Consider the following 24,825-nt stretch of genomic DNA (forward strand, 5'->3'; position numbering starts at 1 on the left):
GCAAGGGCCGGGCCAGAGGGAATATGAGGGAGCCGCGCCCGCATGGCCGTGCTGGTGCGTTCTCGCCATCGTGCGCGGCTGCGCCTGTGGCGTCTCGGGCATCCATGTTGCACGCCGCAGCGGTTTCTTCGGCGACGTGCCTGCCATCCTCGCTCACGCACGGCTCCAGGGGCCGGAAACTGCCTATGCCACTCATCGAAAGCGATATCCCAGCCCGCCTCGACCGCCTGCCGTGGTCGCGCTGGCACTGGCGGGTGGCGATCGCGCTAGGGGTGGCGTGGGTGCTGGACGGGCTGGAAGTCACGCTGGTGGGCTCGCTGGGCGGCGTGCTGGAGCGCCCGGACGGGCTGGGCCTGGATGCGTCGCAGGTGGGATGGCTTGGATCTCTGTATGTGGGCGGGGCGGTCCTGGGCGCGCTGGTGTTCGGGCGGCTCGCCGATCGCCTGGGCCGCAAGACGTTGTTCCTGGTGACGCTTGCCGTGTACATGGCCGCGACCCTGGCCACCGCTTTCTCTACCGGTTTTGTCTTCTTCGCGGTGTGCCGTTTCCTGACGGGCGTTGGCATAGGCGGAGAGTACGCGGCCATCAACTCGGCGATCGACGAACTGATCCCGGCCCGCCTGCGCGGACGAGTCAATCTCGCGATCAACGGCAGCTTCTGGGTTGGCGCGGCGCTCGGTGCGGGGCTGAGCCTGATCTTGCTGGATCCGCGCCTGCTGGGCCCGGCGCTGGGCTGGCGCGCCGCGTTCCTGCTCGGCGCGGTGCTGGCGGTGGCCATCCTGATGGTGCGCCGGGATGTGCCGGAAAGCCCGCGCTGGCTGCTTTCGCACGGGCGTGGCGAGGAAGCCAGCCAAATCGTCATCGCGATCGAGGCGCAGGTGACCGCGCAGTACGGGACGCTGCCACCCGCAACCGGCACGGTCACGTTTTCCCGCTGCGGCGCGGCCACCCTGGGCGAGGTTGCGCATGTGCTGTTAAAGCGCTACCGGCTGCGCAGCGCGGTGGCCCTGGCGCTGATGATTTCGCAGGCGTTTTTCTATAACGCCATCTTCTTCACCTATGCATTGGTACTGACGCGGTTTCACGGCGTGCCTGACAACCGCGTAGGGTTGTACATCTTCCCCTTCGCGCTGGGCAACGTGCTCGGTCCGCTGCTGCTGGGGCCGCTGTTCGATCACGTGGGTCGGCGCCGCATGATCGGACTTACCTATGTGCTGTCAGGCGTGGGCCTGGGGTTGACCGGATGGGCCTTCGTGCAGGGCTGGCTCGATGCGCGCAGCCAGGCGCTGTGCTGGTCGGCCGTTTTCTTCCTGGCGTCCGCCGCGGCCAGTTCTGCCTACCTGACGGTTAGCGAGGTCTTTCCGCTAGAGACGCGCGCGCTGGCCATTTCCATCTTTTACGCAGCGGGGACGGGCAGCGGGGGTTTTATCGGGCCTCTGCTGTTCGGCGCACTGATCGAAACCGGCAGTCGCGCGGCGGTGGCCGGCGGCTATGGCATTGGCGCGGCGCTGGTGATTGGCGCGGGCCTGTTCGCCTTGCGCTATGCCGTCAGCGCGGAAAAACGGCCACTGGAGGAGATCGCTCCACCGCTGTCGGCGCGCAAATAGTGAATGCCGCCAGCGCGAACGCCGCATCCGCGGGCGCGGTGGTCGCGCTCGCCTTGCTGTCCCTTTCGCGGGAGCGTTTCAGTTGTCTAGGAAGCCGAGACCGGATCCTTCCGGCGGAATGCTGCCTGCGCGGTGGCGATCAGCCGGCCCTGGCTATCCGTGATCTCGGCGTTGGAGAAGAACACCCGCCGCCCGCCGCCCACGCGCCGGCCCACCACTTGCAGCGGTTCCACGTGCGCGGAGGAGACATAGTTGACGTTCAGCGAGATGGTCGTGGCGGCGCGGCGCACGCCGTTCTCCGGGAACAAGCCGGCGTAGCCCCCCGCCGCGTCCAGCAGCGTGGCCAGGATGCCGCCTTGTACCACGCCCGTATTGTTGACGTGCGCGGCCTGCGGCACCAGCGACATCCGTACCAGGTCCGGCTGCCACTCTTCGATGACGACATCCAGGGATTCGAGAAAGGGATTTTCCAGCGCGTAGGGCTGGCTTGCGGGGGTGTTGTCAGGCATGGCTACCGGGCCGGTGGTGATGAGTTGGAATGGCCGTAATGATAGCCCCGCATTCGTGGCTGGCATCCTTCACGGGTTCTTCGTATCATCGAAACGCTAGGTTCGCTGCTCCGGAGTGAAGGGGAAGTAGAAACGGCGTTGCATACCCTCACCCCTAAGGAGACCGCGATGCGCAGGCATCCACAGTCCCTGGCCACCGTGCTGAGCGTGGCGCTTGCCGTTGCCGGGACGCTTGGCCCGGCCGCCGTGGCGCTGGCTGCGCCCACCACCGATGCCAGGATCGTCGTCGAGGCCACCAATGGCCAGCTCAAGGCGCTCAAGGGCAAGGTCTTCGACAAGGCCTGCAATGAATCCGTGGACTACGACGCGACCGTGATCGACCTGAACGGCGACGGCCAGCCGGAGGTGTTCACCAACCTCTACGGCACTTGCGTGGGCGGCATGGCCGGGGTCTTCATGCAGTTGTACATCAAGGATGCCAGCGGACAGTGGAAGCCGCAGTTCGGCTTTCCGGGGCAGCCGGAGGCGTTGAAGTCGAAGAACCTCGGCTTTCCCGACATCGCGGTGGGCGGTCCGGGCACCTGCTTTCCGGTCTGGCGCTGGAACGGCAAGGAGTATGCGCCGTACAAGAAATGCCGGTAGCCATGGCTCAGGGCGCCACGCTCATGACCAATAGCCCGCATCCGCCCAGCGCCCCCGTCCACAGGGACGCGCGTACGGCGATCGCAGGCGCGTAGGAAAGCAGCAACACCAGCAGCAGCGCGCCGAGCGTCAGCGTGCCGAGCCAGGAGACGGTGCCCATCGGCCAGCCTTCGTGCCGCACGCAAGCCGCCAGGGCGAGGGCCAGCGCGGCCCAGCCCAGCCCATGCAGCCGCAGCCGCTCCGATGCGCAAGGGGAACTGCCGCGGCCATGGCGATCGGCATAGTGGCGGTCAAGCGTCTGGCTGAGCGCCGTGAAGCCGCTATAGGTCAAGGCTAGCGCGGTGAAAAAGCCATGGCTGGCGTTCATGCCGCCCCCTTCGCGTCGCCGCCCTGCAGACCCGCGTCGCCGGCTCGCGCCGCGTGCCGCGCGGGCGTGCGTGCCTTCGAGCGGCGGCCCAGCATATACGCTGCTGCGCCCAGCGCGATGCCCAGTGCCAGTACCGTCATGTCGAAGCCCGCCACGGCCGCGGGCCCCTGGCCTTGCAGCAGCGTCACGCCGAGGTGGGTATCGGTGGTGACGGCGTTGAGCACCGGTATGGCGGCGAGCATCAGCGCGCCGCCCCACAGTTGCGCACGCCACATTCCGCGCGTTGGCCGTAACTGTGCCAGCACGGCGGCTGTGGCCCAGGCGATGAAGAAGGCATGGATCTCAGCGTCGGGGCGCTGCGCCATCGACACCGGCAGCAGCCGGTTGGCCCAGAAATAGGCGGCGAACGCGATCGGAAGGCCGGCAATGGCACCGATGTTAAGTGCATCCACCAGCCGCAGGCCGAAGCTTGGGCGCGCGCCCGTGGCCAGCGCCCTGGCCTGGCCCTGGCGCGTCTTCACGCCCCATAGCAGCGCGCCCGTGGCGACCATGGCGCAACCTGCCAGGCCGCTCAGGAAGAACAGCGCGCGTAGCAGGGGGCCGGCGAAGTGCGCCTCGTGCAGGCCCACCATCACGCCGCGGGTCTGGCTGGCGGCCGCGGGCGTATCGCCCACGGTTGCGACAAGGGCGCCCGTGACGCCATCGAAGCGCATCGACGGTTCGTCGGAGGACAGTGATTTACCCGCGCCGCGCGACACCCTGATGGTGGCGTTGGTGTCGCCGGGCACCGTGATATCGATCCTGCCGGGCTGCGCGCCATCCCAGCGGCGCGCGGCTCGCTCGACCAGCGGCGCGACCGGTGCCAGCGGGGCTGCCTGTCCGCTCGGCTTTGCCTGGGGCGCGCGTCCGAAGGCATCGTTGAAGAAGGCCTGCTGGCTGCCCTGGTATGCCGTCTGGATGCCCCACGGCATGTACATGAACATCAGCGTCACCAGGCCGGTGTAGGTGATCATCAGGTGAAAGGGCAAGGCCAGCACGGCCGTGGCATTGTGCGCGTCGAGCCAGGACCGCTGGCCCTTGCGCGGCCGGAAGGTGAAGAAATCCTGGAAGATGCGCCGGTGCGTGATGACGCCGCTGAGGATGGCGACCAGCATGAACATGGCGCAGAAGCCGACGATCCAGCGCGCCCAGATCGATTGCATGAAATACAGGTCGAAGTGCAGGCGATAAAGGAACTCGCCGCCGCGCGTGTCGCGCACCTGTTGCAGGAAGGCGCCGGTGGCGGGGTCCAGCGTGCGGCTCTCGAAGCGTCCGCGGCCGCCCCCGATGCCGGAGGCCGCGGCGCCGGGCGGACGCATCCAGCGCACCTGCACCGCGGGGTTGCGCTCGTCCGGCAGGTCGATGAGCCAGCGCGGCGAATCGGCTGCGTTGTGCTGCAGGAATGCCACCGCGCGGCTCGCGGCTTCGGCGCTGGACACTGGCGTGGCCGCCGGGCGATGCAGCTCAGGCTTCATCCACAGCGTGATCTCGTCCTTGAAATAACTTGCTGTGCCGGCGCAGAACACCAGCAGCAGGACCCAGCACACCAGCAGCCCGGACCAGCTGTGCAGCCATGCCATCGACTGACGCAAACCGGCTTTCACGATGCGCTCCGCAAGGCAGCCAGCAGCGCGCCAAACGCGATCGCGGGCACGGCCACGCCGGTCCATGCACGCAACGCGCTGCCGGCGGCGAACACCCATAGCACCGCGCACGCGTACAGCGAGAACGACAGCAGCGTGGCGGTCATCACCGCCTCGGCGGGCGGCAGCGGCAGCAGCACGGCCAGCAGGCCGGTGGCTACGGACGCCAGTACGTAACCGCCCCCGATGGCGGCCACCATGCGCGAGACAACGCTCAGGCGATAGCGGCCGGTCTGGCTCAGCCCCATGTCGGCCCCTTCCTTACTTGTTCGGCGCGGCGGCCGGTGCGGCGGGCAGCGCGGCCAGGCCATCCGTCTGCGTCAGCGACAGGGTGGTGACGTAGCTGGCGATGTCATACGGCTTGCCGTTGCGCTCGCCGGGCGTCTTGTCGACGTGGTGCACTTCCAGCACGTAGGTGCCCTGCCACGGCTGCGCCAGGCGCACGATCCCCTGGTCGTCGGTGCGCAGCTCCCGGCCCCAGCCCGACTGTACCGCCACGCCCACCTTGGCCTTCGGCAGCGGACGGCCGGCGTAGACCACCTGGTATTCGCCGGCGCGGCCGGTCGGCACGATGTCCAGCGCGAGCTTGGGGGCCAGCGCGGCAGTGCCGCCGGCGCCAAGCAAGCGGGCTGCCGGCGTCCAGGCGGTGCGGATCACCTTGTCGCCGTCCTTGCGTTCGCGCACGGGATAGCCGGCATCCTGCGCGACGATGGACTCGCCAACGCCGGCACGCGCCGATAGGACGAAGCCGTTGGCCGCCTTGTCGGCCTTGAGCGGCTGCTCGCCGCTGGCCGTCACCAGGGTGGCGCTGGGCTGCACGAAGCGGTCAAGCAATCCCGGCGAAATCTCGCGCAGGTTCTCGTTGAACTCGCCGAAATACAGCTGGGCCGTCGCCGGCGTCTGTTCCAGCCAGACCTGATGGGCCTGGGCGGTGCCGGCAAGCGCGGCGCCGCAAAGGAGGGCGGAGGTAATGAGGCGATGCATTGATGCGTCCTTTCAAGGTGAGACGGTGCGTGGCGGCGCCGAGTTGCGCATGGTGCCCGGCCGGATACCCGGAAAGCGCCTTGCGAAAGACGCATATGATAATCGTTCTCATTTGAAATGTGTGGGTTTTGCAATATGACGACGGATTGCCCGGGTTGGATGCAGTACCGGGCGGAGGCGCTCCGGAGGCCGGTTTGCAGCGCCTGGGAGGGCGGCCGGAGTGGGGCTTTTGGCCTGTTGGAAGTATGCTGATCTGGAGGGTTGCGGGGCCGGAGTCCGCGCTCGGCTATCATGTGCGAACTTCAGGATGACCGGTGTGCGGCCAGCATCGCATCCTCGACCATTTTCCCGCCCCTATTACCCGCATATATTGTGTCTTCCGCCATGCCTTCTTCAGTTCCCGCCGACGTCAGGAAAGTCGCTGCCATTGTCTGGATTCGCGTCCAGATAGAGCGGCTCGGCATCTCCATGGACGAACTTGAGGCGGCAGGTTGTTTCGACAGGGTGGTGGCCCCGGCCCCGGTCGCCGCGCCCGTGCTGGCCACGGTGGTGGCGGAACCGGTGTTGCCGCCGGCGCTCTTGCCTGCCGGCCCCGTGACGGCGCCGCCGGCGGTAGCGCCGAAGCCATCGCGCAGAGTGGCAGCCCACAAACGCGGGCCGGCCCGGGATACCGCGCCAGTACAAACGCAGGCGGCAGCCGCGCCGGCGGCTATCGCAGACGCAACGCCCGTGCCCGCGCCCGATTCAACTTCGGTGGCGATGCCGGCGGCAGATTCGGTGACGTCGCCTGTATCCGCTTCGGAGCCGGCGCCTGCCCCGGCAGCGGTGCAGTTGCCGTTGCCGCTGCCGTTGCCGGCGCGGGTGACGATGTCCGTGCCCGCGTCGAAAGCGGGGGCAATCGTGAAACGGGCGCCAGTTGCGGGGCCGGCTCCGGCATCGGCTCCGACAGCATCGGCACGCGCAGTGCCGGCACCGGCACCGGCACCGGCCATTGCAGCTTCACAGACGCCTGCGGCCGCTCCCGCACGCCGCTATCGCAATGCCGAGGGACAGGTCTGGGATGGCGAAGGCCCCATGCCGGCCTGGCTGCTGCGCGCGGTGAACGCGGGCCAGTCGGTGGAGCACTTCCGGGTGAGCTGACGGCAGCGGCGGGTTGCCGCTGCCGTTGTTCAGGCCTGTGGGTTGAGCAGGGTGCGGCAGCGGATAAAAGCCGGTTCCGCGTCCAGCGCGGCAATCAGTTCCGGCGACGGGGCCTTGTCCAGATCGGTCACCACATAGCCCATCTGCCCACTGGTTTGCAGATGCTGCGCCACGATGTTGACCCCGTCGCGCGCCAGCAGCGTGTTGAGCGCGGCGAGCGCGCCCGGCGCATTGCCGTGCACGTTGAGCAGCCGTGCCGGCGACGTCAGCGGGCCGGGGCTGACCTCGGGGAAATTCACCGCGCCGATGGTGTCGCCGGTCCGCAGGAAGGCGATCAGCTTGGTGGCGACTTCGGTGCCGATATTTTCCTGCGCCTCTTCGGTGCTGCCGCCGATATGCGGCGTCAGGATCGCGTTGGGCACGCCTTGCAGCGGGCTGGTGAAGCGGTCCGCGTTGGTCTTGGGCTCCTCGGGGAACACGTCGATCGCGAGGCCGGCGATGTGGTTCGCGTCGCACGCCGCGCGCAGCGCGTCGATGTCCACCACCGTGCCGCGCGAGGCATTGATCAGGATAGCGCCACGCCGGAACTGGCCGAGCACCTCCGCATCGATCATCTTTCTGGTCTGCGCGGTGGCCGGCACATGCAGCGTCACGATGTCGGCATGCGACACCGCATCCGCCAGCGAGCGCGCCGCGCGCGCCGAACCGAGCGACAGCCTGGCCTGCACATCGTAGTACACCACGCGCATGCCCATGGCTTCGGCCAGCACGCCAACCTGCGAGCCGATATTGCCGTAGCCGATGATGGCGATGGTCTTGCCGCGTGCCTCGAACGATCCGGTGGCGCCCTTTGCCCACTTGCCGGCATGCGCCAGGGTGTTCTTCTCCGGAACGCGGCGCAGCAGCAGGATTGCTTCGGCGATCACCAGTTCGGCCACCGAGCGCGTATTCGAGAACGGTGCATTGAACACCGGCATGCCGGCGCGGGCCGCGGCGTCCAGGTCTACCTGCGAGGTGCCGATGCAGAAGCAGCCGATCGCGATGAGGTGCCTGGCGGCCTCGATTTCAGCGGCGCCCAGGTGCGTGGCCGAGCGGATGCCCAGGATCTGGTGGCCTTCGGGTGCGCGATGGAGTTCGTCGCCGGCGAGCGCGCCGGTGCGGCGTTCCACGGTGACTTGTGCTTCCTTGAAGCGCTCGACGGCGGTGTCATGGATGTTTTCAAGCAGTAGTGCGGAGGTCATGGCGATTGGGTGATGACGGCGATGGCGCGGCGTGGGTGCAGCGAGGGTGCGGTGATGCGCAAGCCCGTGCCGCGGCGGCTCCGGGTGGAAAACCTGCGCAAGTGGCGACGCGCAGGCATGCGCAATGCGAAACGTACGCCGACATGGTAACGCAGGCAGCGCAAGCCAGCCGAACACCCACATTGCCGCCAATGGCAAATCCGGCGGCAGCCGGCGTGGCGCTCGCCCGCTTGCTACTTCGTGTATGAGAAGTAAAAGGGGCTTGAAACGGAGCGCATGACGAAGCGCCCGCTGGCCTCGGTCACGCCATAGCACGCCTGCATTGCGCTGAACATCGGGTTGGCCAGGTCCAGGCAGACCTGGTTCGCCTGCGTGTCGACGCGATAACGGCCCGGCGACGAGCTTCGGCTGACGGCATTGGTGACATCGAGGCTGCCGCTTCCCCGGACTTGCATCCGGAGCGTCACGCCGGAGGGCGCGATGACGTCGACCCGGCCAAGGTGCGTAAAGTGGCTCGCCAACTCGGCTCCGGTCAGTTACCTGCCCTGCGGGCCGGCGGCGGGGCGTGGCGGGGACGCCGCCTTGGTCGCGGGGACAGCCATCGCAACCATCTCATTCCGGTAGGACTGCTGCGCCTGTGCGGAACGCGCCGGCACCTCGGCGATCCACTGCGCGGGAATGGCGAAGTTGAGATTTTGCGCGTCGGTCCGCATCAGGTAGGTGATGCCGACGAGTTGGCCGTCCGCATTGAACAGCCCGCCGTCGCTGGAGCCGGGCGAGATCGGCGCGGTGGTCTGGAGGCGGACGATGCGGTCTCGTTCATCCTTGTTCAGGGAGGAGAGCAGGCCATCGCTGAGCGTCAGTTCATAGCCGCGCGGCGCGCCGATGGCATAGACCTTCTGCCCGACCTTGAGCGCGGACAACGGCGCGATCCTCACGGCCGGGGCGGTCAGGCCCTTGGCACGCAGGATACAGAGATCCCGCTCGGCATCGGCATGCAACAGGCTGGCGGCATGCGTGATCTTCTCGCGTCCAGCGCCAGGCAATCCAGGGAGATGCCAAGCGCGCCAAAAGCCAAACACGAAATAGCGATGTTTCCCGCAATGCTTGCCGCCCGACCCATGATGTTTATTCTGCTAGCTGGTTTCGCCGGATTCAGCCGCTGCGCGGGCTCGCCGGTTGTTCCCGTCCACGGCGGACGGGCCGCTCATCATAAACGCTCCGGATGACAAGCGGGCCGGCTGCCGCCGTGCCGGCCGCCAGCCGGCCGCCGCGCTAAAGGTTTCAGGCTGGAGGCCGACAACACAAGATGCAGGAAGGTCTGCCTTCCTGCTGGTTTCAACGCCATTTTCAGCTTCAACCAAACCTTAACCACAATCAGGAAGACCCGTTCATGGACACTTCTATCATTAGCTCTGCGAGCAGCGTGGGTACCGATCCGGTGGCCTTGCTGATGCTGCGCAAGTCGCTCGACATGCAAGGGCAGAGCGCGGCAGCCCTGCTGCAATCGGTGCCGCAAGTCGGCGTCCCCGCCAGCAATCCTCCTCACCTTGGCCAGAATATCGACATCAAGGTGTGATATGAGGTGTCCGCGCCCCGGTCGGCACTGATCAGGCGCGGTCCGTCGCGCCGATCGCGCCGCGATCGGCGGCTTGGCTCTGGCCGGCAGAAGGGTCCGCCGTTGCCGCTTTCGGCTGCCGGCGCCAGCGCGAACACCAGGCGTACCGTAGTGCCATCCGGCGACGAGCGCACATCAAGCATCGCCCCGATGGTCTCGGCACGCCGGCGCATATTGCTCAGTCCCTTCCCGAGGGTGGCCGCCTGCGGCGCAAAGCCGCGGCCGTTGTCGTGGATCTCGATGACCAGCGCGTGCTGGCGGGCATCGTAGCGGTCGACCAGCAGCCAACCCATCGTCAGGCTGAATATCAGCGACACGTAGCGGGTGAGCGAGGAGTCCCAGTAGTAGTCGCCGATCCACCAGACATGGAGCAGGTCCAGTATCGAGACAAGCAGGGTCAGGCCAAGGGCGGTGGCAATCGCCACGCGTTCGCGCTCCGGATATTTCCTAGCCCTTGATCTTCTTCACGTCATTGGCGCGCAGTAGAAGGTCAAGCGTCGCTTCGAGCCTGATGACGCGCTCTGTCAGGCCCTCGATCCTTGCCTGCTGCTCCTTCACCGTGCCGGCCAGCGAGACAACCTTGTCGTTCATCTTGATGACGGTCGTGAGCGCGTCCCACACTTTGTCCGTCACGCCCATTACGCCTTCCCTTCCGACATCGCGGCGATACGCTTGTTGGACTCAGCGACGAATGACAATGCATCGTCCAGCGCTTCATTCGCCTCCTTGGTGGAAATGTTGACGCGCTCAAGCAGGGCGTTGATGTCTTCCTCATCGTTCGCGGGCGTAAAGCCTTGCGCGGCTTGCCGCATCAGCTCACTCACGTTGAGGCCGAGCCGCTTGGCGGTATTTGCGATTGCGCGCTTCTGGCTCGCCGTAACCTGTACGACAATCCGTTCAGTTGCAGTGGCCATTCCGGACTCCAATGTACATGCACATGGTATGTACATGGTAGGAGCCGGGTCTAGGCGTGTCAAGCGTGATTTGTGATGAAAAAAGCGCTTATAGCGATGGCCCATCGCGCGCAGCCACATGCGGGACGGGCCAGGTTTCATCCCGCCACGGGCTCCGCTTTCTGGCCTTCCGCCGCAGGCGTGGCCACGGCTCGCAAAGCCGCCGCTCTGGCAACCAGCCCGGGCCAGCACCGGAAGTGTCCCGTCTGGGCCGCCTCGGCATGGCCGCCCATCACCTCCAGGCGCAACAGCACGATGGGAACCGGCGCCATCGCGCGTTCCAGCGCAACCAGGAGTTGCGCGGCCCCCTGCTGCGGCGAGGCGGTCATCATGGAGGAGTACTCCGTTCTTCACGACGATGCGCTCGCCGGCCTTGAGCCCGGCGAGGATCTCGACTTGTCCGTCGGCATGCGCGCCCGTGGTGACCAGGCGCGGCTCAAAGCGGAAGGGCGCTTTTTCCACCAGCACGCGGGTGTAGAGCCCGCTTTGCAGCAGCGCCGGGTGCTTTTCGCCCGCGAAGATCACCTTGGCGAACAGGCCGGGGCGATAGCGTCCGTCCTTATTGTCGACCGCCACGCGGACCTTGACGGTGCGGGTGTCGGGGTCGAGGATCTCGCCGATGTAGCGGACCTGGCCGGTCACGGGCTTGCCGGGGTAGGCATTGAGCAGGATTTCGGCGGGCTGGCCGACGAAGATCGAAGCGATGTCTTTCTCGGACACGCTGGCCGCGAGATAGACGGTGGACAGGTCGGCCCCGGTCATGACCGGGGCGCCGGTGTCGTTCCAGAAGCCGCCCTGCGCGCCCTCGAGTTCGATGACGTGGCCGGCCAGCGGCGCCGAGTTGCGCGAGATGGGCCGCCGTGGTCTCGGCGTCGCTGCTTGCCTGCGAGTAGGCAAGCTGGGCTTGCTCGTAATCTTTGCGCGCCACGATCTCCGCCTCGAACAGCGTGCGCTGGCGATCCAGGTTCAGCTTTGCTTCGAGCAACGCTGCGCGCGCCTTGCGTGCCTCGTCCTCGGCCGCGCTCAGTTCGGCGGAATCCAGCGTAAAGAGAGGGTCGCCCTTGCGTACGACGTCGCCCAGCGCGGCGTGCAGGCGGACGATGCGCCCGGCCAGCGGCGGTACGATCTTGACCAGCTTGGCGGCGTCGGCCTCGATCGAGCCGGGCACCTCGATGGGACGCTCCAGCACCTGCTCGACAATGGTCTGCACCTGCAGCTGGGTGCGCAGCGGCGATGCCTCGGGCACCGTGATGAAGTTGCCCTCGCGCACCGGTTCGGTACTCTGCCTGGGCGTGTTGGCATGCGCGCCGAACAGGCTGTTGGCATCGCAGCCGCCCAGTACGATGCAGGCCGCGCAGGCGGCGGCGAGCGCAAGGCCTGGCGGCCGGCGCAGGGGCAAGCGTTGGCGAGTGGTGGGCGTTTGCATTGGTTTTCTCCTCGGGTGGGTGCCGCTGCCAGGGCAAGCGCGCCGCTTGTTGCCGGTGCTTCGTCGCCGCGATCGCATCAAGGCGGGATCCGCGGACGACAGGAATCGACAGGCGTGACGCATCCCCGGCGCTACGGGAGGGCAAGTCCGCGCAGGTAGCCGGTGATGGGCGAAATCGCCCGTGTTGCTTACGGGAGGGAGGCAGCGCGGAAGGAGGGGGGGATCCCACGCGCGGGCAGTCAGGATGCTGCGTCACGTAAAGGGAGCCTGGCGGATCCGGGTGGTGGGTTTCGCGGTTCCGGCAGGGAGCTGGAAGCGGAATCAGGCCAACGGGATCGCGCCATGCCTTCGGCGCCGCCCGCTAGAAGGGTCGGGGTCCATGTCTTTCCTCGGGCAATCGGTTTGGCTCGGTGGATCGGGGTGGCTCAGGCCGCGGCGAGCGCGCGCTCGGGCTGCGGAACGGTCTCCCAGCGCACCGCGCGGACCAACGGTTCCAGTCCCAGTCGTTGCACCAGCCTGACCATGCCGGGCCTGCCGCCGGGCTGGCAGTGCACCAGCACGCGCATCTCGATCAGTTCGCGCCGCTCGCATTGCCGCATGCGCAGGCGTTGCAGCGAGAGCTCGCGCGACGCCAGTTCACGGCGAATCTGCTGCTCCAGGCCCGCGCCATAGTCGTCCTTGCAAAGCAGTACCACCTGGAACAGCTGGGCGGTTGCGCCCCGGCTTGCCTGGGGGGTACGGCGGTTGGTGGTCTGGGGGAGCATCCAGTTGAACAAACGCATATCCAGCTCCTTTCTATCTCCTTGGGGTTATTCGAGCGCGCCGGCCGGAATGGCCCAGCGCACGAGGGAAACACTCTTCTCCATGCTGATGCGGCTGACGATCTGCTCCAGCTTGCCTTCATTGCCGGGCGCGGCCAGCACATCGGCGCGGACTTCGATGTGCCCGCCAGCGGCGGTGTCCTCGCTGTGCAGGGACTGCAACAGCAAGGCGGGCATTTCCGTCAGCGCATGCAGCAGCAAGCCGCGCACACGGATTTCTTCCTGGGCGGTGCAGACCGTGGTGATCCGGTAGACCATCCGCCCACGGCGGCCGAGCACCACAGCGTGGCGGCGGTATTCAGGCCACGCACGTTCAGGCCGTCGCGCATGATCACGCCGGCACCGAGAAAGCCAATGCCGGAAACGACCTGCGCGGCAATGCGCGCATGGCCTTGCGGATCGAAGGTAAAGGCGGAAACCGAAACGAACAAGGCCGCGCCGGCGGCTACCAGCGCGTTGGTGCGCAGCCCCGCCATGCGCTGGCGCAACTGCCGTTCGGTACCGATACACGCACCCAGCGCGAGCGCTTCAAGCAAGCGCAGGGCGAATTCGTGCCACACCATAAGAACTCCCGTAACAATCAGGAAGATCCGGTGAGTCTTGTCAATGACACGGGCAAACGCGGGCAGCGACAAGCTGCAACGCATGCGCGGTCAGAAGAGTGAAGCCGTATTCAAGAAGAGAGGCGGGACAGGACGTCCGGCCTCGATAGCACCGTGCCGCAAGCGGGGCACGGTCGCTGAGGGTACCGTGCTCCGGTCAGGCGGAGGTGCCGATCCTGGATCGACTACTGTCGTCGGAACAAGTGCTCACTGGCTAAGCCCTGGAATTAATAACCCGCGTACTGTAGCGGCGCGAATTGAGCGGGTCAAGCGAAAATCGCCCATTACAGGCGATTAACGGAGGTTGATGGATGAAAGAATGTTAAATGCCCGAATTTCAATCGGACAAGTACGAAAAGACATCGGAAAGTACTTTAAAAAAATATCGGTGGGACGAACCCAGGCGATCGAGGCAGACTTGTAGCGCGTCGACGCCTGTTCATCTGCCTGGGGGCATACTCGGCCGGCATATCCGCGGGCCGCGCCTCAAGCCGTCAGCCGTGCCCGTGCCCGTGCCGCCAGCACCTGGCTCAAGCCCAGCCCGGCCAGCGCCGCCACGGCCGAGAACAGGAACACCGAACCATAGCCCGCATGGCTGGCAATCACCCCCGCCAGCGGGCCGGTCAGCCCGAGCGAAAGATCGAGAAAGAGCGCATAGGCGCCGAGCGCCGAGCCGCGGTTGCTCGGGGGCACCAGCTTGACCGCCTCCATGCCCAGCGAAGGGAACACCAGGGCAAAGCCAAAACCGGTGACCGCCGCGCCCGCCAGCGCCTGGGCAGGCCCCTGCGCCAGCCAGATCAGCGCCAGCCCGGCGGCTTCCACCGCAAAGGAGCACAGCGCCACCGGATAGCCGCCAAAGCGGCCAATGCTGTCGGCCAGCAGGAGGCGCGCCAGGATGAAGCTCACCCCCAGGCTGGTCAGTGCCAGCGCGGCATGGTCCCAGCCGTGGCTGGCGTAGTACAGCGTGACAAAGGCCGTGATGGCGCCGAAGCCCACCGAGCCCAGCGCCAGGCACAGGCCGAAGGGCGTCATATGGCGGAACACGGTGCGAAACGGCATGCGCGCGCCTTTCACCGTAGGCACGGCTGCCTTGCGGCGCGCCAGTGCGAACGCGCCGGCGGCCATGATGGTGGTGACGATGCCTAGCGAGGCAAGGCCCCAGCGGGCGTCGAGCAGCACGCCAACCGGTGCGCCCAGCGCCAGCGCGCCGTAGGTCGTCATGCCGTTCCACGAGATCACCTTGCCGGTGTGGCGGGATCCCACGTCGCCGATGCCCCAAGCGATGGTGCCGGTGGTGACTAGGCTCTCGCCCGCGCCGAGCACCAGCCGGCCGGCGAACAGCCAGGCCAGGCTGAGCCAGCCGGTTTGCACGAACAGGGCGGACAACACCGCCAGCAGGCCGCTGCCGGCGCATAGCATGAGCCCGAGGGTGACGGATTTCTTGGGGCCTTGCAGGTCGCACAGGGTTCCCGCGTAAGCTCGGCTGAGCAGCGTCGCCAGGTACTGGATGCTGACCGCCAGCCCGGCCACGACCGTGCCATAGCCGAGGTCGCCATGCACGAAGCCGGGCACCACCGCCAGCGGCAGGCCGACGGCGAGATAGGCAATGAAGTTAAAGAAGACGATGGCGACGATGCGCCGGCTGATGCTGCCTTGCCGATGCTCCCCGGAATCCGGGGCGGCGAGCGTCGTGCTGTTCGAGGTCATGGTGGAGCGGGGCGGAATATCTTGGCGGTCAAAGCGGCGGCCTCAGGCAACGGATCATGGCGCGTCGCGGGCGCGCAGTGGGAATTGTCATCCTGGGGCGAATGCAAGGCGGGAAGCCGGGGAACCCGGCATGACGCGGGCGCTACTCGAGGCGCCGGACCGGAACCGTGGCGCGTGGGCGATGGACTGGCAGCATGGGCAGGGACATGGCGAGGGAGGCGGTTGGCCGGCGTGTGTCCCCAGAAACTGCCGGTGAAATCAAGGCTGCGCGGTCGTATGCGGTAGTCGCCGGCGCTGGCCGTGCGATTTTAAGCGGCTGTTTAGTTCGTGTAAATCGGTCGCGGAATTTACTGTTGCATGCACGCCAGCGGCTGGGCTGGCATTCTCTTTCAGGTGCTTCTTGCGGCATATTTATCATTGCAAGGAAGTGTCAGCCATGTCGTCGCATACCCGTCACTTTGTCCCCGGCCTGTCTCATTCCGCACTTTGGCGGTGTGCGGCGCCAATTCGCATGCCCGTCGCCGCTTTGCCGCTAAATTTCCCCAAAGATTGGCCGTTAGCCGGAGCAGTGGCCCGTCATTGCAGCGCCGCCGCCTGGGGGCAAGTGCCCCGGGCGCCTTGCAGGGCAGGCGGGCCCGGCGAAACGATCAACACCGCGCGGCGAGCCCGCGCCTTGCGGGGACAAAGGAAGCGTATGAGCAGCTCGATGAGAGACATCGACGAACGGACCAACCTGACCAACAACAACCAGTTCGAGTTGCTGTTGTTCCGCCTGGGCGAGTCGGACCAGTCCGCGAACAGCGAACTGTTCGGCATCAACGTCTTCAAGGTCCGGGAAATCCTGGTGATGCCCCAGGTCACCACCGTGGTGGGAGGCGGCCCGGCCATGCTGGGCATGGCGGATATCCGTGGCCAGGTGATCCCGGTGATCGACCTGCCCAAGATGGTCGGGTGCACGCCGCGTAGCGGCCTCAACATCCTGCTGGTGACGGAGTACGCGCGCTCCACCCAGGGCTTCGCCGTGGAAGCGGTGGAAGAGATCGTGCGCCTGGAGTGGAACCAGGTGGTCTCCGCCGAGACCAGCGTCAAGGGCGACATGGTGACCAGCATCGCCAAGCTCGATACCGATACCGAGAACCCGCGCTTGGTGCAGGTGCTCGACGTCGAGCAGATCCTGCGCGACGTGCTGCCGACGCGCCAGCCGGAAGTCGATCCCAAGACCGTCGGACCGCAGGTCAAGCTGCGCCCCGGCACCAAGATCCTGGCCGCCGACGACTCCGCCTTTGCCCGCAGCCTGATCGAGCAAGGTCTCAAGGCCATGGGCGTGCCGGTGCTGATGACCAAGACCGGCCAGGAAGCCTGGCAGCAACTGGGCGAGATCGCCGATCACGCCGCCGCCAACGGCCGGACCGTGCAGGACGAGATCGCGCTGGTGCTGACCGACCTGGAAATGCCCGAGATGGATGGCTTCACGCTGACCCGCAAGATCAAGGCAGATGCGCGGTTCAAGTCGATCCCGGTGGTGATTCATTCCTCGCTGTCGGGGACTGCCAGCGAAGACCATGTGCGCAAGGTCGGGGCCGACGCCTATGTGTCGAAGTTCCTGGCCAAGGACCTCGCGGATACGATCCGGGGCGTGCTGGCGCGTTGAGATGGACCGGATGACGGCCGCCGGCAGTCATCCACCGCAGGCCATTGCGGAAATCGCCCGGCATGTATTGCCGGTGAGACGCTGTACGCAGACGTCCGCCGGTCCCTGTTGCATTCATCACTGAAGTCGTGCCCCACCGTGCCGGTTGGGGCGCCGCTTGCCTAGTCACCTCCCCCTGCATTCGACCCATCGCTATCGTCGGCACATCCAGGCGCCGGACGATGCGTGGCATTGGCCTGTGTCCGCCGCCAGGCGGATCTGCTCTCCGACAGCCGGCCGGCGTACACCCCTATGACGGTGCTATCCATCCGTGACTCGCTCGGGCGCGCCATGCGATGGCGCTCGCATGCGGTGCGGAGCCGGCCGCGCGCCTCAACTTGATGCGCGAGTGCACCAAATGTTTCGTCGTTTTGTTCATTGTGGTGCTTGTTTCGTCACATCTGGCTTTGAAAATACGAATGTTTCATGGTTAACAAGTATGGAACAGATGTTGCTCAGTGATTAGCATTCAAGCGCGATGGCCCATCGCGTGTTTGCTAAACAAGGAGCGATAGATGAAAGCCGTTAAAGTCACCTGCCTGGGAGTGGCGCTGGTTGGATCCATTCTTGGCGCAGGCGCCGCCCAGGCTATTGACGCAGCCGCGAGCCCGACCCTGGGGCGGATCAAAGCGTCGGGGACCATCGCGATCGGACACCGGACCTCGTCAATCCCGTTTTCCTACTACGACAGCAACCAGAAGGTGATTGGGTATTCGCAGGACCTCTGCGAAAAGGTCATTGCGGAGGTCGGCAAGCAGACGGCGGTAGCAAACCTGCAGGTGCGCATGATCCCGGTGACCTCGCAAAACCGGATCTCGCTGGTGCAGAACGGGACGGTCGACCTGGAGTGCGGCGTCACCACGAACCTGAAGTCGCGGCAACAGCAGGTAGCCTTCTCTACCACCTTTTTTGTTGCGGGCACTCGCCTGCTGGTCAAGAAGGGGAGTCCGGTCCAGGACTTCCATGATCTTTCCGGAAAGGCAGTGGTGACGAACGCAGGCACCACGTCCGAACGGATCCTGCGCAAGCTCAATGACGAGAAGAAGGCGAACATCACGATTCAGAGCGCCAAGGACTATGGCGAATCGTTCCTGATCCTGCAGTCTGGCCGGGTGGCCGCCTTCATGATGGATGACGTCCTGCTTTCCGGCGTGCGGACAATGTCGCCGAACCCCACCGAATGGACGGTGGTCGGCACGCCACAGTCCTTTGAAGCCTACGGCTTCATGATGCGCAAGGATGATCCCGAGTTCAAGAAACTGGTCGACGGCGTGATCGTTGGCCTGATGAAAAGCGGCGAGATCAAGGCCATCTACGCTAAGTGGTTCAACAAGCCCGTCCCGCCAAAGAACATCAACTTCGAATTCCCGATGAGCGCAGAGGTCAGGAAGGCTTACGAGCAGCCGGGCGACGAAGCGTTCGAGTAGCGTGGCGACCCGCGGGAGCGCGCTTGGGGATGCTTCCCTTCCGCTAACTGGTGAGATGTGAGGAGAGAAGCATGAGTGTTCTGGAGAGCGCTGGCGCGGCGCGGATCGCGGCGGGTGTTCCGGTTGCCGACATGGCGACGGCCGCATCGGCATTCGCCAAGGTGACGCGGAAACAGGCCGCCCGCGCCTAGCGCCATGACGCGTTGGCTAGCCATGCTTCGCCTGTACATACGCGCCAGTCTTGTGCAATTGCCCTTCGGCAAGTTCGAGCGCCTTGATCGCGTTCTTGCCCTTCTTGGCAAGGAGTTGTTCGACCAGTGCTTCGACGACCGCCACGCCGGCGGTGATCGAGGGGAAGAACGAAGGGCTGTCAACCGAGAAAAGCAACGTGCAGTCCGCCTCCAGCGCAATCGGCGCTACCGTGCTGTCGGTCAGGGCGATGACCCGGCAGCCGGCTTGCTTCGCGGCGCCGGCGACGCGGATGATCTCCTGCGAATACGGAGCGAAGCTCACAACCACGACGGCGTCCTTGGGCGCCAGGGCGCGCAGTTCCATTTCCAGCGTGCCGGCATCTCCGTGGATCAGGTGCGCCGACGAGCGGAACAGCCGATAGATGTAGTGAAACGTGAAGGCGATCGGATAGCAGGAGCGAAAACCCGCTATGTAGACATTGGGTGCGGCGCTGAGCAGGTCTGCGGCCCGAGGCATCGACTCCGCGTTGTTGGCGCCGGTCAGGTCGAGATTCCGGTGCTGCGTATCGAGCATCTCCGCGAGCATCCGGCTCGAACCGCTTTCCCGGACCAGCTTTTTGGCCCGTTTTGCATAGGGCTGGGGGCCGCCGCGGAATGCCTCCACGAAGAGTTCGCGCAATCCTTGCCAACCCTCGAACCCGAGAAACTGCGCCAGGCGTACCAGCGTCGCGGGCTGGACCCCGGCATCCACGGCAATCTTGCGCATGGACAGGATAGGTATCTCCTGGGGATGGTCGAGCAGGTAGCGGGCGCCCCCCTGGAATTGCGGGCTAAGCGCCGCGAAGTGTTCCCGAAGCAGGGCGAGCAATTCGTCCAGGTGCTGCGGAGGCGCGGAGGGTTCGATTGGCATGGTCAGTCGCGATCAGGGTGTCTGTAACGATTGTTGCACAGGCAAGCGCCGTATGCACGGCTGCCGTCCACAAGTGCGCCTCCGCATGGATGAATCATATAAATCCTATAATTATTTTAGGAAACATATGTTGCGTGATCGGGTTGGATTTTCTATACTTCGGGCGCAATGCGCATGGGGTGTGCGCCGAGACGATTCAGCCTTGAAGGTAACGTTCGCCGCGAAGTGGGCCGCCGTTGCCAGGCCGGCCGCCATCGAGCAGCAGTAAAGGAACCGTATATGTTGGAAACACCCGGGAATTCCCTCAAGAGCGTCGACACGCTCTTTCGGCAGGCCACGCTGGTTGACGGCAGCGGCGCGCAGCGGCGTACCGCCGATGTCGCTGTGACGGGGGATCGGATCGTCGCCATTGGCGACCTGGCCAGCCTGGCGGCGAAGGAGGTGATCGATGCCAGCGGGCGCATCCTCGCCCCCGGCTTTATCGACTCCCACACGCACGACGATGGCTATCTGCTGGTGCATCCCGGGATGGAGCCCAAGGTATCGCAGGGCGTCACTACCGTTGTGACGGGCAATTGCGGCATCAGCGTGGCACCCCTGGTGACGGACGACCCGCCCCAGCCGCTTGACCTGATGGGACCGGCGGCGCTGTTTCGCTTCGCCGGATTCTCCGACTGGCTTGACGCTCTGCGGGCCGCGCCTGCAAACGTCAATGTCGTACCGTTGCTTGGCCATTCAGCGCTGCGCGTCAAGGTCATGCGGGATCTCGGCCGCGAAGCCAGTCCGGCGGAAGCGGCCGCGATGCGGCTTGAAGTGGAAAAGGCCATGCAGGCGGGCGCATTCGGCGTGTCCACCGGTACCTTCTACCCGCCGGCAGCCGCGGCGACGGAGGCGGAAATCATCGCGGTTTGTGAGCCGATCAGGCGGTTTGGCGGCGTCTATTCGACCCATCTCCGCGATGAGACCGACGATATCGTGCCGTCGATGGAGGAGGCCTTGCGGATTGGAAAGGCCCTGGATAGTCGTATCGTCTTCTCGCATCACAAGGTGGCCGGCAAGCGCAATCACGGGCGTTCCGTCGAGACGCTGGGCCTGCTGGCGCAGGCCGCCAGGATTCAGCCGTTGTGCCTGGATTGCCACCCTTATCCGGCCACATCGACGATGCTCAGGCTGGACAGGGTGCGGAAATCCTCGCGCACCATGATCACGTGTTCCAAGGGCTACCCGGAGGCGGGCGGCAGGGACTTCGACGAGCTGATGCGGACCCTCGGCCTGGATGAACAGGCATTGCTGGAAAAGCTACGCCCGGCGGCAGCGATCTATTTCATCATGGACGAAGCGGATGTCGAGCGCATCGCCAGCTTTCCGCTGACTATCTTCGGATCGGACGGGTTGCCGTTCGACCCCCGGCCGCATCCGCGTCAATCGGGCACGTTTCCCCGGATCCACGGGCGCCTGGTGCGCGAAGCCGGGCTGATGACGCTCGAACAAGCCATCCACAAGATGTCCGGGCTGGCAGCCGAGCAATATGGACTGAAAGACCGGGGCCTGGTCGCCATCGGTCATTTCGCGGATCTGGTCCTGTTCGATGCGCAGCGCGTGCAGGATACCGCGACGTTTGAGGACCCCATCCGCCTGAGCGTAGGTATTGACGGCGTCTGGGTCAACGGCAAGCGCGTGTGGGAAGAGACGCGCGTCATTCCTGCCTTCCCGGGCAAGGTCCTGGAGCGCCAGGCCAACACCATCGAGAAATCGATTCAACACCACACATCATGACCAAAGTATTCCACCGCAATCCTCGCCAGACCCTCGCCGTAGCCGTCGGGGGCAAGGGCATCGAACTCATCGACAGTAACGGCAAGCATTACATCGATGCTTCGGGCGGAGCGGCAGTATCCTGCCTTGGCCATGGCCATCCCCGCGTGATCGAGGCGATCAAGGCGCAGGTCGACACGATCGCCTACGCGCATACCTCGTTCTTCACCACCGAAGTGTCCGAAACGCTGGCCGATACCCTGGTACAGGCCGCGCCAGGCGACCTTGACCACGTCTACTTCGTGTCGGGCGGTTCCGAGGCGGTCGAGGCCGCGCTGAAGCTGGCTCGCCAATACTTCGTGGAAATCGGGCAGACCGAACGCCGGCATTTCATCGCCCGCCGCCAGAGCTACCACGGCAATACGCTCGGAGCGCTGGCCATTGGCGGCAATGCCTGGCGGCGTGAGCCTTTCCTGCCGTTGCTGGTGCCGGCGCATCATGTGTCGCCCTGCTATGCCTACCGCGATCAGGCGGCCGGCGAGACCGACGCGCAGTACGCGCAGCGCCTCGCCGACGAACTCGAGGCCAAGGTCCTGGAGCTTGGTCCGGAAAGCGTGGCGGCGTTCGTGGCCGAGACCGTGGTTGGCGCTACCGCCGGCGCGGTTGCGCCGGTTGCTGACTATCTCAAGCGCATCCGTGCCGTATGCGACAAGTACGGCGTACTGCTGATCCTTGACGAGGTCATGTCCGGCATGGGACGGACCGGCTATCTTTTTGCCTGCGAGGAAGACGGCGTCGTGCCGGACATCGTGACTATTGCCAAGGGCCTGGGCGCAGGCTACCAGCCGATCGGCGCCATGCTCGCGACCAGCCGCATCTACGACGCCATCGTGGGCGGCAGCGGGTTCTTCCAGCATGGCCACACCTACATCGGGCATGCCACGGCTTGTGCCGCGGCGCTGGCCGTGCAACGCACGATTGCCGAGGAGGGGCTGCTTGCCAATGTGCTGGCGCGCGGCGAGCAACTGCGCGCCAGGCTGCGTGAAGTGCTGGGGGATCATCCGAACGTTGGCGACATCCGGGGGCGCGGTTTGTTCGTTGGCGTCGAGTTCGTGGAGGACCGCGCATCCAAGGCGACCCTGGACCCGGCGCTGAAGGTCCACGCGAATCTCAAATCGGCCGCGATGCAGAACGGCCTTCTTATCTATCCGATGGGTGGCACGGTCGATGGCGTACACGGCGACCACGTGCTGTTTGCGCCGCCGTTCATCTGCACGGAAGAGGATATCGATCGCATCGTCGAGCGCTTTGCCCAATCGGTCGGCACCGTGCTGCCATCCTCTCGCATCGCGTTTGCCTGAGAGCAGGATGGCGCGCGGCAATTCCCGCCGAAGATCCCACCGCCAGGATGGAAACCGCGCAGGCAGCCTGCCGGCGCGGTTCCTGGCTGGCGGATGTCAGGCCGCCATGCCCAGGAATTGCTGCAGCTCTGGCGTGGCCGGATTGGCGAAGATCTCTTCCGGTGGCCCGATTTCATGTACGCGCCCCTGGTGCATGAACACCACGCGGTTGCACACCTCTCGCGCAAACCGCATTTCATGCGTCACCATCAACAGCGTCATCCCTTCGCTCGCCAGCTGACGTACCACGTTCAACACCTCCATCACCAGTTCCGGGTCCAGCGCCGAGGTAATCTCATCGCACAGCAGCGCGCGCGGCTGCATGGCCAGCGCCCGCGCGATCGCCACGCGCTGCTGCTGCCCGCCGGAAAGCTGGTCCGGATAGCTATCGAACTTTTCCCCCAGCGCCACCTTGGCCAGACACTCGCGAGCGCGGGCCAGCGCCTCGGACTCGCTGACGCCGCCCGCCACGGTCGGCGCCAGCATCACGTTGCGTCCCGCGCTCAGATGCGGGAACAGGTTGAACTGCTGGAAGATCATGCCCACCTTGCGCCGCAGCGCGCGCAGCTCAAGCTCGCTGCCGCCCAGCTTGGCGCCGGCCACGGTGATATTGCCTTCGTCAATGCTCTCCAGGCCGTTGATGCAGCGGAGCAGCGTGCTCTTTCCAGAACCGCTCTTGCCGATGATGGCGATCACCTCGCCCGGCTCCACCTTCAGGTCGATGCCCTTGAGCACTTCGTTGGCGCCGAAGCGCTTCTTTACGTTTTCAATGGCGATGAGCGACATTGAGCTTCCTTTCCAGATAACGGCTGTAGCGGGATAGCGGCCAGCACAGCGCGAAGTAGATCAGCGCGACCAGCGCATAGACGGTAAAGGGGCTGAAGGTGGCGTTGGTGATCACCGTGCCGGCCTTGGACAGTTCGACAAAACCGATGATGGACGCCAGCGCCGTGCCCTTGATGATCTGCACCACAAAGCCCACGGTGGGCGCGACGGCGACGCGCAGCGCCTGCGGCAGGATCACGTAGCGCATCTGCTGCAGATGCCCCAGCGAGAGGCAGCCGGCGGCTTCCCACTGGCCCTTGGGGATGGCTTCCACGCAGCCGCGCCAGATCTCCGCAAGGTATGCGCCGGACCAGAGCGACAGCGCCAGCCCGGCGGCCAGCCAGGCCGGGATCTCCACGCCGAACAGCGCCAGCCCGAAGAAGGCGAGGAACAGCTGCATCAGCAGCGGCGTGCCCTGGAAGACCTCGATAAAGCCCCAGGCCGCGCGGCGCAGCGGTGCGCGGCGGCTGATGCGCATCAGCAGTACCAGCAGCCCGGTCACGGCGCCGCCGGCGAAGGCCACCAGCGACAGCACCACGGTCCAGCGGGCCGCCAGCAGCAGGTTGCGCAGGATGTCCCAGCTTGAGAATTCGGTCATGGCGCCCTCCGGAACAGCGTGCCGCCGATGCCGCGCAGTACCTGGCGCAGGCCGATGGCGAGCAGCAGGTAGATGGCGGTGGTCAGCAGGTAGACCTCGAAGGCCCGGAAATTCCGCCCCTGGACGAAGTTGGCGGCAAAGGTCAGGTCCTCGGCGGCGATCTGCGAGCACACCGCCGAGCCCAGCATGACGATCACCACCTGGCTGGAGAGCGCAGGCCAGATCTTCTTCAGGGCCGGGCGCAGCACCACATGGCGGAACACCTGGAAGGGCGCCATTGCCAGGCTCGCGCCTGCCTCCAGCTGGCCGCGCGGCACGGCCGCGATGCCGGCGCGGACAATCTCCGCGCTGTAGGCGCCAAGGTTGATCACCATGGCCAGGATGGCGGCCTGCATCTCGCCTAGTTGCACGCCCGCGCTCGGCAGGCCGAAGAAGATAAAGAACAACTGGACCAGGAAAGGCGTATTGCGGATGAGCTCCACATAGCCACCCGCGATGGCCGCCAGCCAGGCAGGGCCCTGGGTGCGCGCCCAGGCGCAGGCAATGCCAAGGGCTACCCCCAGCACGCCGCCCACGATGGTGAGTTCAGCCGTGACGGCGATGCCGTGCGCGAACACGCCGGCATAGTCGAAGGCTGAAAGGAAATCGAATTGATAGGACATGCGAATGCGTTCGTTGGGGGCGCGCCGCGGGTGCGCTCATGCGCGCGAGGCTGGCGCTGTACACCGTG

General features: G+C 65.8%; 26 protein-coding genes and 2 pseudogenes. 8 read left to right on the forward strand and 20 right to left on the reverse strand.

What is annotated here, in order from left to right:
- Positions 1 to 185: 185 nt before the first annotated feature.
- A complete protein-coding gene (locus ACZY0R_RS14790; RefSeq protein ID WP_488859104.1) occupies positions 186 to 1,607 on the forward strand; it encodes an MFS transporter in 1,422 nt (473 codons plus the stop codon).
- 86 nt (positions 1,608 to 1,693) lie between these two features.
- Here the strand turns inward: ACZY0R_RS14790 and ACZY0R_RS14795 are convergent, their stop codons facing one another.
- Positions 1,694 to 2,116, reverse strand: coding sequence for a PaaI family thioesterase (locus tag ACZY0R_RS14795; protein ID WP_488859105.1), 423 nt, complete (start codon positions 2,114 to 2,116; stop codon positions 1,694 to 1,696).
- A gap of 168 nt (positions 2,117 to 2,284) precedes the next feature.
- On the opposite strand from ACZY0R_RS14795, the gene ACZY0R_RS14800 reads away from it, so the two are divergent.
- Positions 2,285 to 2,758, forward strand: coding sequence for a hypothetical protein (locus tag ACZY0R_RS14800; protein WP_052685929.1), 474 nt, complete (start codon positions 2,285 to 2,287; stop codon positions 2,756 to 2,758).
- A 7-nt stretch (positions 2,759 to 2,765) separates the two neighbouring features.
- On the opposite strand, the gene ACZY0R_RS14805 is transcribed toward ACZY0R_RS14800, so the two are convergent.
- From ACZY0R_RS14805 to ACZY0R_RS14825, 5 genes are all read right to left on the reverse strand, one after another.
- Positions 2,766 to 3,125, reverse strand: a complete 360-nt coding sequence (locus tag ACZY0R_RS14805; protein WP_488859106.1) for a DUF3325 domain-containing protein — start codon at positions 3,123 to 3,125, stop codon at positions 2,766 to 2,768.
- Positions 3,122 to 4,768 (reverse strand): PepSY-associated TM helix domain-containing protein, encoded by a 1,647-nt coding sequence (locus tag ACZY0R_RS14810; RefSeq protein ID WP_488859107.1) that lies wholly within the window; start codon positions 4,766 to 4,768, stop codon positions 3,122 to 3,124. Before ACZY0R_RS14810 ends, ACZY0R_RS14805 begins: the two co-directional genes overlap by 4 nt.
- Entirely contained in the window at positions 4,765 to 5,055 is a 291-nt protein-coding gene (locus ACZY0R_RS14815; RefSeq protein ID WP_488859108.1) for an iron transporter, read from the reverse strand. The genes ACZY0R_RS14810 and ACZY0R_RS14815 overlap by 4 nt, the downstream gene beginning before the upstream one ends.
- Before the next feature lie 13 nt (positions 5,056 to 5,068).
- Entirely contained in the window at positions 5,069 to 5,791 is a 723-nt protein-coding gene (locus ACZY0R_RS14820) for a DUF4198 domain-containing protein (RefSeq protein ID WP_488859109.1), read from the reverse strand.
- 302 nt (positions 5,792 to 6,093) lie between these two features.
- Positions 6,094 to 6,783: a hypothetical protein gene (locus ACZY0R_RS14825; protein WP_488859110.1), complete on the reverse strand. Its 690-nt coding sequence runs from the start codon at positions 6,781 to 6,783 to the stop codon at positions 6,094 to 6,096.
- Here ACZY0R_RS14825 and ACZY0R_RS14830 point away from each other — a divergent pair.
- Entirely contained in the window at positions 6,755 to 6,931 is a 177-nt protein-coding gene (locus ACZY0R_RS14830; RefSeq protein ID WP_414629486.1) for an H-NS family nucleoid-associated regulatory protein, read from the forward strand. The two genes, ACZY0R_RS14825 and ACZY0R_RS14830, sit on opposite strands and share 29 nt — an antisense overlap.
- Before the next feature lie 29 nt (positions 6,932 to 6,960).
- On the opposite strand, the gene serA is transcribed toward ACZY0R_RS14830, so the two are convergent.
- From serA to ACZY0R_RS14845, 3 genes are all read right to left on the reverse strand, one after another.
- Complete coding sequence (serA, locus tag ACZY0R_RS14835; protein WP_045237537.1) at positions 6,961 to 8,172, reverse strand: phosphoglycerate dehydrogenase; 1,212 nt, start codon at positions 8,170 to 8,172, stop codon at positions 6,961 to 6,963.
- Positions 8,173 to 8,405: 233 nt separating this feature from the next.
- Positions 8,406 to 8,693: a hypothetical protein gene (locus ACZY0R_RS14840; RefSeq protein ID WP_488859111.1), complete on the reverse strand. Its 288-nt coding sequence runs from the start codon at positions 8,691 to 8,693 to the stop codon at positions 8,406 to 8,408.
- A 15-nt stretch (positions 8,694 to 8,708) separates the two neighbouring features.
- Complete coding sequence (locus ACZY0R_RS14845) at positions 8,709 to 9,218, reverse strand: S1C family serine protease (RefSeq protein ID WP_488859112.1); 510 nt, start codon at positions 9,216 to 9,218, stop codon at positions 8,709 to 8,711.
- Positions 9,219 to 9,565: 347 nt separating this feature from the next.
- Here ACZY0R_RS14845 and ACZY0R_RS14850 point away from each other — a divergent pair, with 347 nt between their 5' ends.
- Complete coding sequence (locus ACZY0R_RS14850; RefSeq protein WP_045237536.1) at positions 9,566 to 9,751, forward strand: YjfB family protein; 186 nt, start codon at positions 9,566 to 9,568, stop codon at positions 9,749 to 9,751.
- On the opposite strand, the gene ACZY0R_RS14855 is transcribed toward ACZY0R_RS14850, so the two are convergent.
- The 7 genes and pseudogenes from ACZY0R_RS14855 to ACZY0R_RS14885 form a co-directional block, all read right to left on the reverse strand.
- Complete coding sequence (locus ACZY0R_RS14855) at positions 9,718 to 10,215, reverse strand: hypothetical protein (RefSeq protein ID WP_488859113.1); 498 nt, start codon at positions 10,213 to 10,215, stop codon at positions 9,718 to 9,720. The genes ACZY0R_RS14850 and ACZY0R_RS14855 overlap by 34 nt on opposite strands.
- Positions 10,216 to 10,237: 22 nt before the next feature.
- Positions 10,238 to 10,429, reverse strand: coding sequence for a hypothetical protein (locus ACZY0R_RS14860; RefSeq protein WP_045237534.1), 192 nt, complete (start codon positions 10,427 to 10,429; stop codon positions 10,238 to 10,240).
- Positions 10,429 to 11,505, reverse strand: a complete 1,077-nt coding sequence (locus ACZY0R_RS14865; RefSeq protein WP_488859114.1) for a plasmid mobilization protein — start codon at positions 11,503 to 11,505, stop codon at positions 10,429 to 10,431. The genes ACZY0R_RS14860 and ACZY0R_RS14865 overlap by 1 nt, the downstream gene beginning before the upstream one ends.
- 220 nt (positions 11,506 to 11,725) lie before the next feature.
- Positions 11,726 to 12,292 (reverse strand): annotated as a pseudogene (locus tag ACZY0R_RS14870) (hypothetical protein); the annotation flags it as partial.
- 302 nt (positions 12,293 to 12,594) lie between these two features.
- Entirely contained in the window at positions 12,595 to 12,951 is a 357-nt protein-coding gene (locus tag ACZY0R_RS14875; protein WP_488859115.1) for a hypothetical protein, read from the reverse strand.
- Positions 12,952 to 12,978: 27 nt separating this feature from the next.
- A pseudogene (locus ACZY0R_RS14880) lies at positions 12,979 to 13,553 on the reverse strand (MgtC/SapB family protein).
- 525 nt (positions 13,554 to 14,078) lie between these two features.
- Positions 14,079 to 15,299: an MFS transporter gene (locus ACZY0R_RS14885; protein ID WP_488859116.1), complete on the reverse strand. Its 1,221-nt coding sequence runs from the start codon at positions 15,297 to 15,299 to the stop codon at positions 14,079 to 14,081.
- Between the two features lie 694 nt (positions 15,300 to 15,993).
- On the opposite strand from ACZY0R_RS14885, the gene ACZY0R_RS14890 reads away from it, so the two are divergent.
- Positions 15,994 to 16,950 carry a chemotaxis protein gene (locus ACZY0R_RS14890; protein WP_045237530.1) on the forward strand — a complete coding sequence of 319 codons (957 nt, stop codon included), beginning with the start codon at positions 15,994 to 15,996 and terminating at the stop codon, positions 16,948 to 16,950.
- 554 nt (positions 16,951 to 17,504) lie between these two features.
- Positions 17,505 to 18,416: a glutamate/aspartate ABC transporter substrate-binding protein gene (locus ACZY0R_RS14895; protein WP_488859117.1), complete on the forward strand. Its 912-nt coding sequence runs from the start codon at positions 17,505 to 17,507 to the stop codon at positions 18,414 to 18,416.
- A gap of 207 nt (positions 18,417 to 18,623) precedes the next feature.
- Here ACZY0R_RS14895 and ACZY0R_RS14900 read toward each other — a convergent pair whose 3' ends face one another.
- Positions 18,624 to 19,517 carry a MurR/RpiR family transcriptional regulator gene (locus ACZY0R_RS14900; RefSeq protein WP_488859118.1) on the reverse strand — a complete coding sequence of 298 codons (894 nt, stop codon included), beginning with the start codon at positions 19,515 to 19,517 and terminating at the stop codon, positions 18,624 to 18,626.
- A 279-nt stretch (positions 19,518 to 19,796) separates the two neighbouring features.
- On the opposite strand from ACZY0R_RS14900, the gene ACZY0R_RS14905 reads away from it, so the two are divergent.
- Together ACZY0R_RS14905 and ACZY0R_RS14910 are read left to right on the forward strand one after the other, a co-directional pair.
- Positions 19,797 to 21,293, forward strand: coding sequence for an N-acyl-D-amino-acid deacylase family protein (locus ACZY0R_RS14905; protein ID WP_488859119.1), 1,497 nt, complete (start codon positions 19,797 to 19,799; stop codon positions 21,291 to 21,293).
- Positions 21,290 to 22,633 carry an aspartate aminotransferase family protein gene (locus ACZY0R_RS14910; protein WP_488859120.1) on the forward strand — a complete coding sequence of 448 codons (1,344 nt, stop codon included), beginning with the start codon at positions 21,290 to 21,292 and terminating at the stop codon, positions 22,631 to 22,633. Before ACZY0R_RS14905 ends, ACZY0R_RS14910 begins: the two co-directional genes overlap by 4 nt.
- A gap of 96 nt (positions 22,634 to 22,729) precedes the next feature.
- Here ACZY0R_RS14910 and ACZY0R_RS14915 read toward each other — a convergent pair whose 3' ends face one another.
- The 3 genes from ACZY0R_RS14915 to ACZY0R_RS14925 are packed head-to-tail and all read right to left on the reverse strand — an operon-like array spanning position 22,730 to position 24,757.
- Positions 22,730 to 23,458, reverse strand: coding sequence for an amino acid ABC transporter ATP-binding protein (locus tag ACZY0R_RS14915; protein ID WP_488859121.1), 729 nt, complete (start codon positions 23,456 to 23,458; stop codon positions 22,730 to 22,732).
- Complete coding sequence (locus tag ACZY0R_RS14920; protein ID WP_488859122.1) at positions 23,439 to 24,095, reverse strand: amino acid ABC transporter permease; 657 nt, start codon at positions 24,093 to 24,095, stop codon at positions 23,439 to 23,441. Before ACZY0R_RS14920 ends, ACZY0R_RS14915 begins: the two co-directional genes overlap by 20 nt.
- Positions 24,092 to 24,757 (reverse strand): amino acid ABC transporter permease, encoded by a 666-nt coding sequence (locus ACZY0R_RS14925; protein ID WP_488859123.1) that lies wholly within the window; start codon positions 24,755 to 24,757, stop codon positions 24,092 to 24,094. The genes ACZY0R_RS14920 and ACZY0R_RS14925 overlap by 4 nt, the downstream gene beginning before the upstream one ends.
- Positions 24,758 to 24,825: the final 68 nt, after the last annotated feature.

This window comes from Cupriavidus sp. F041, assembly GCF_057814235.1.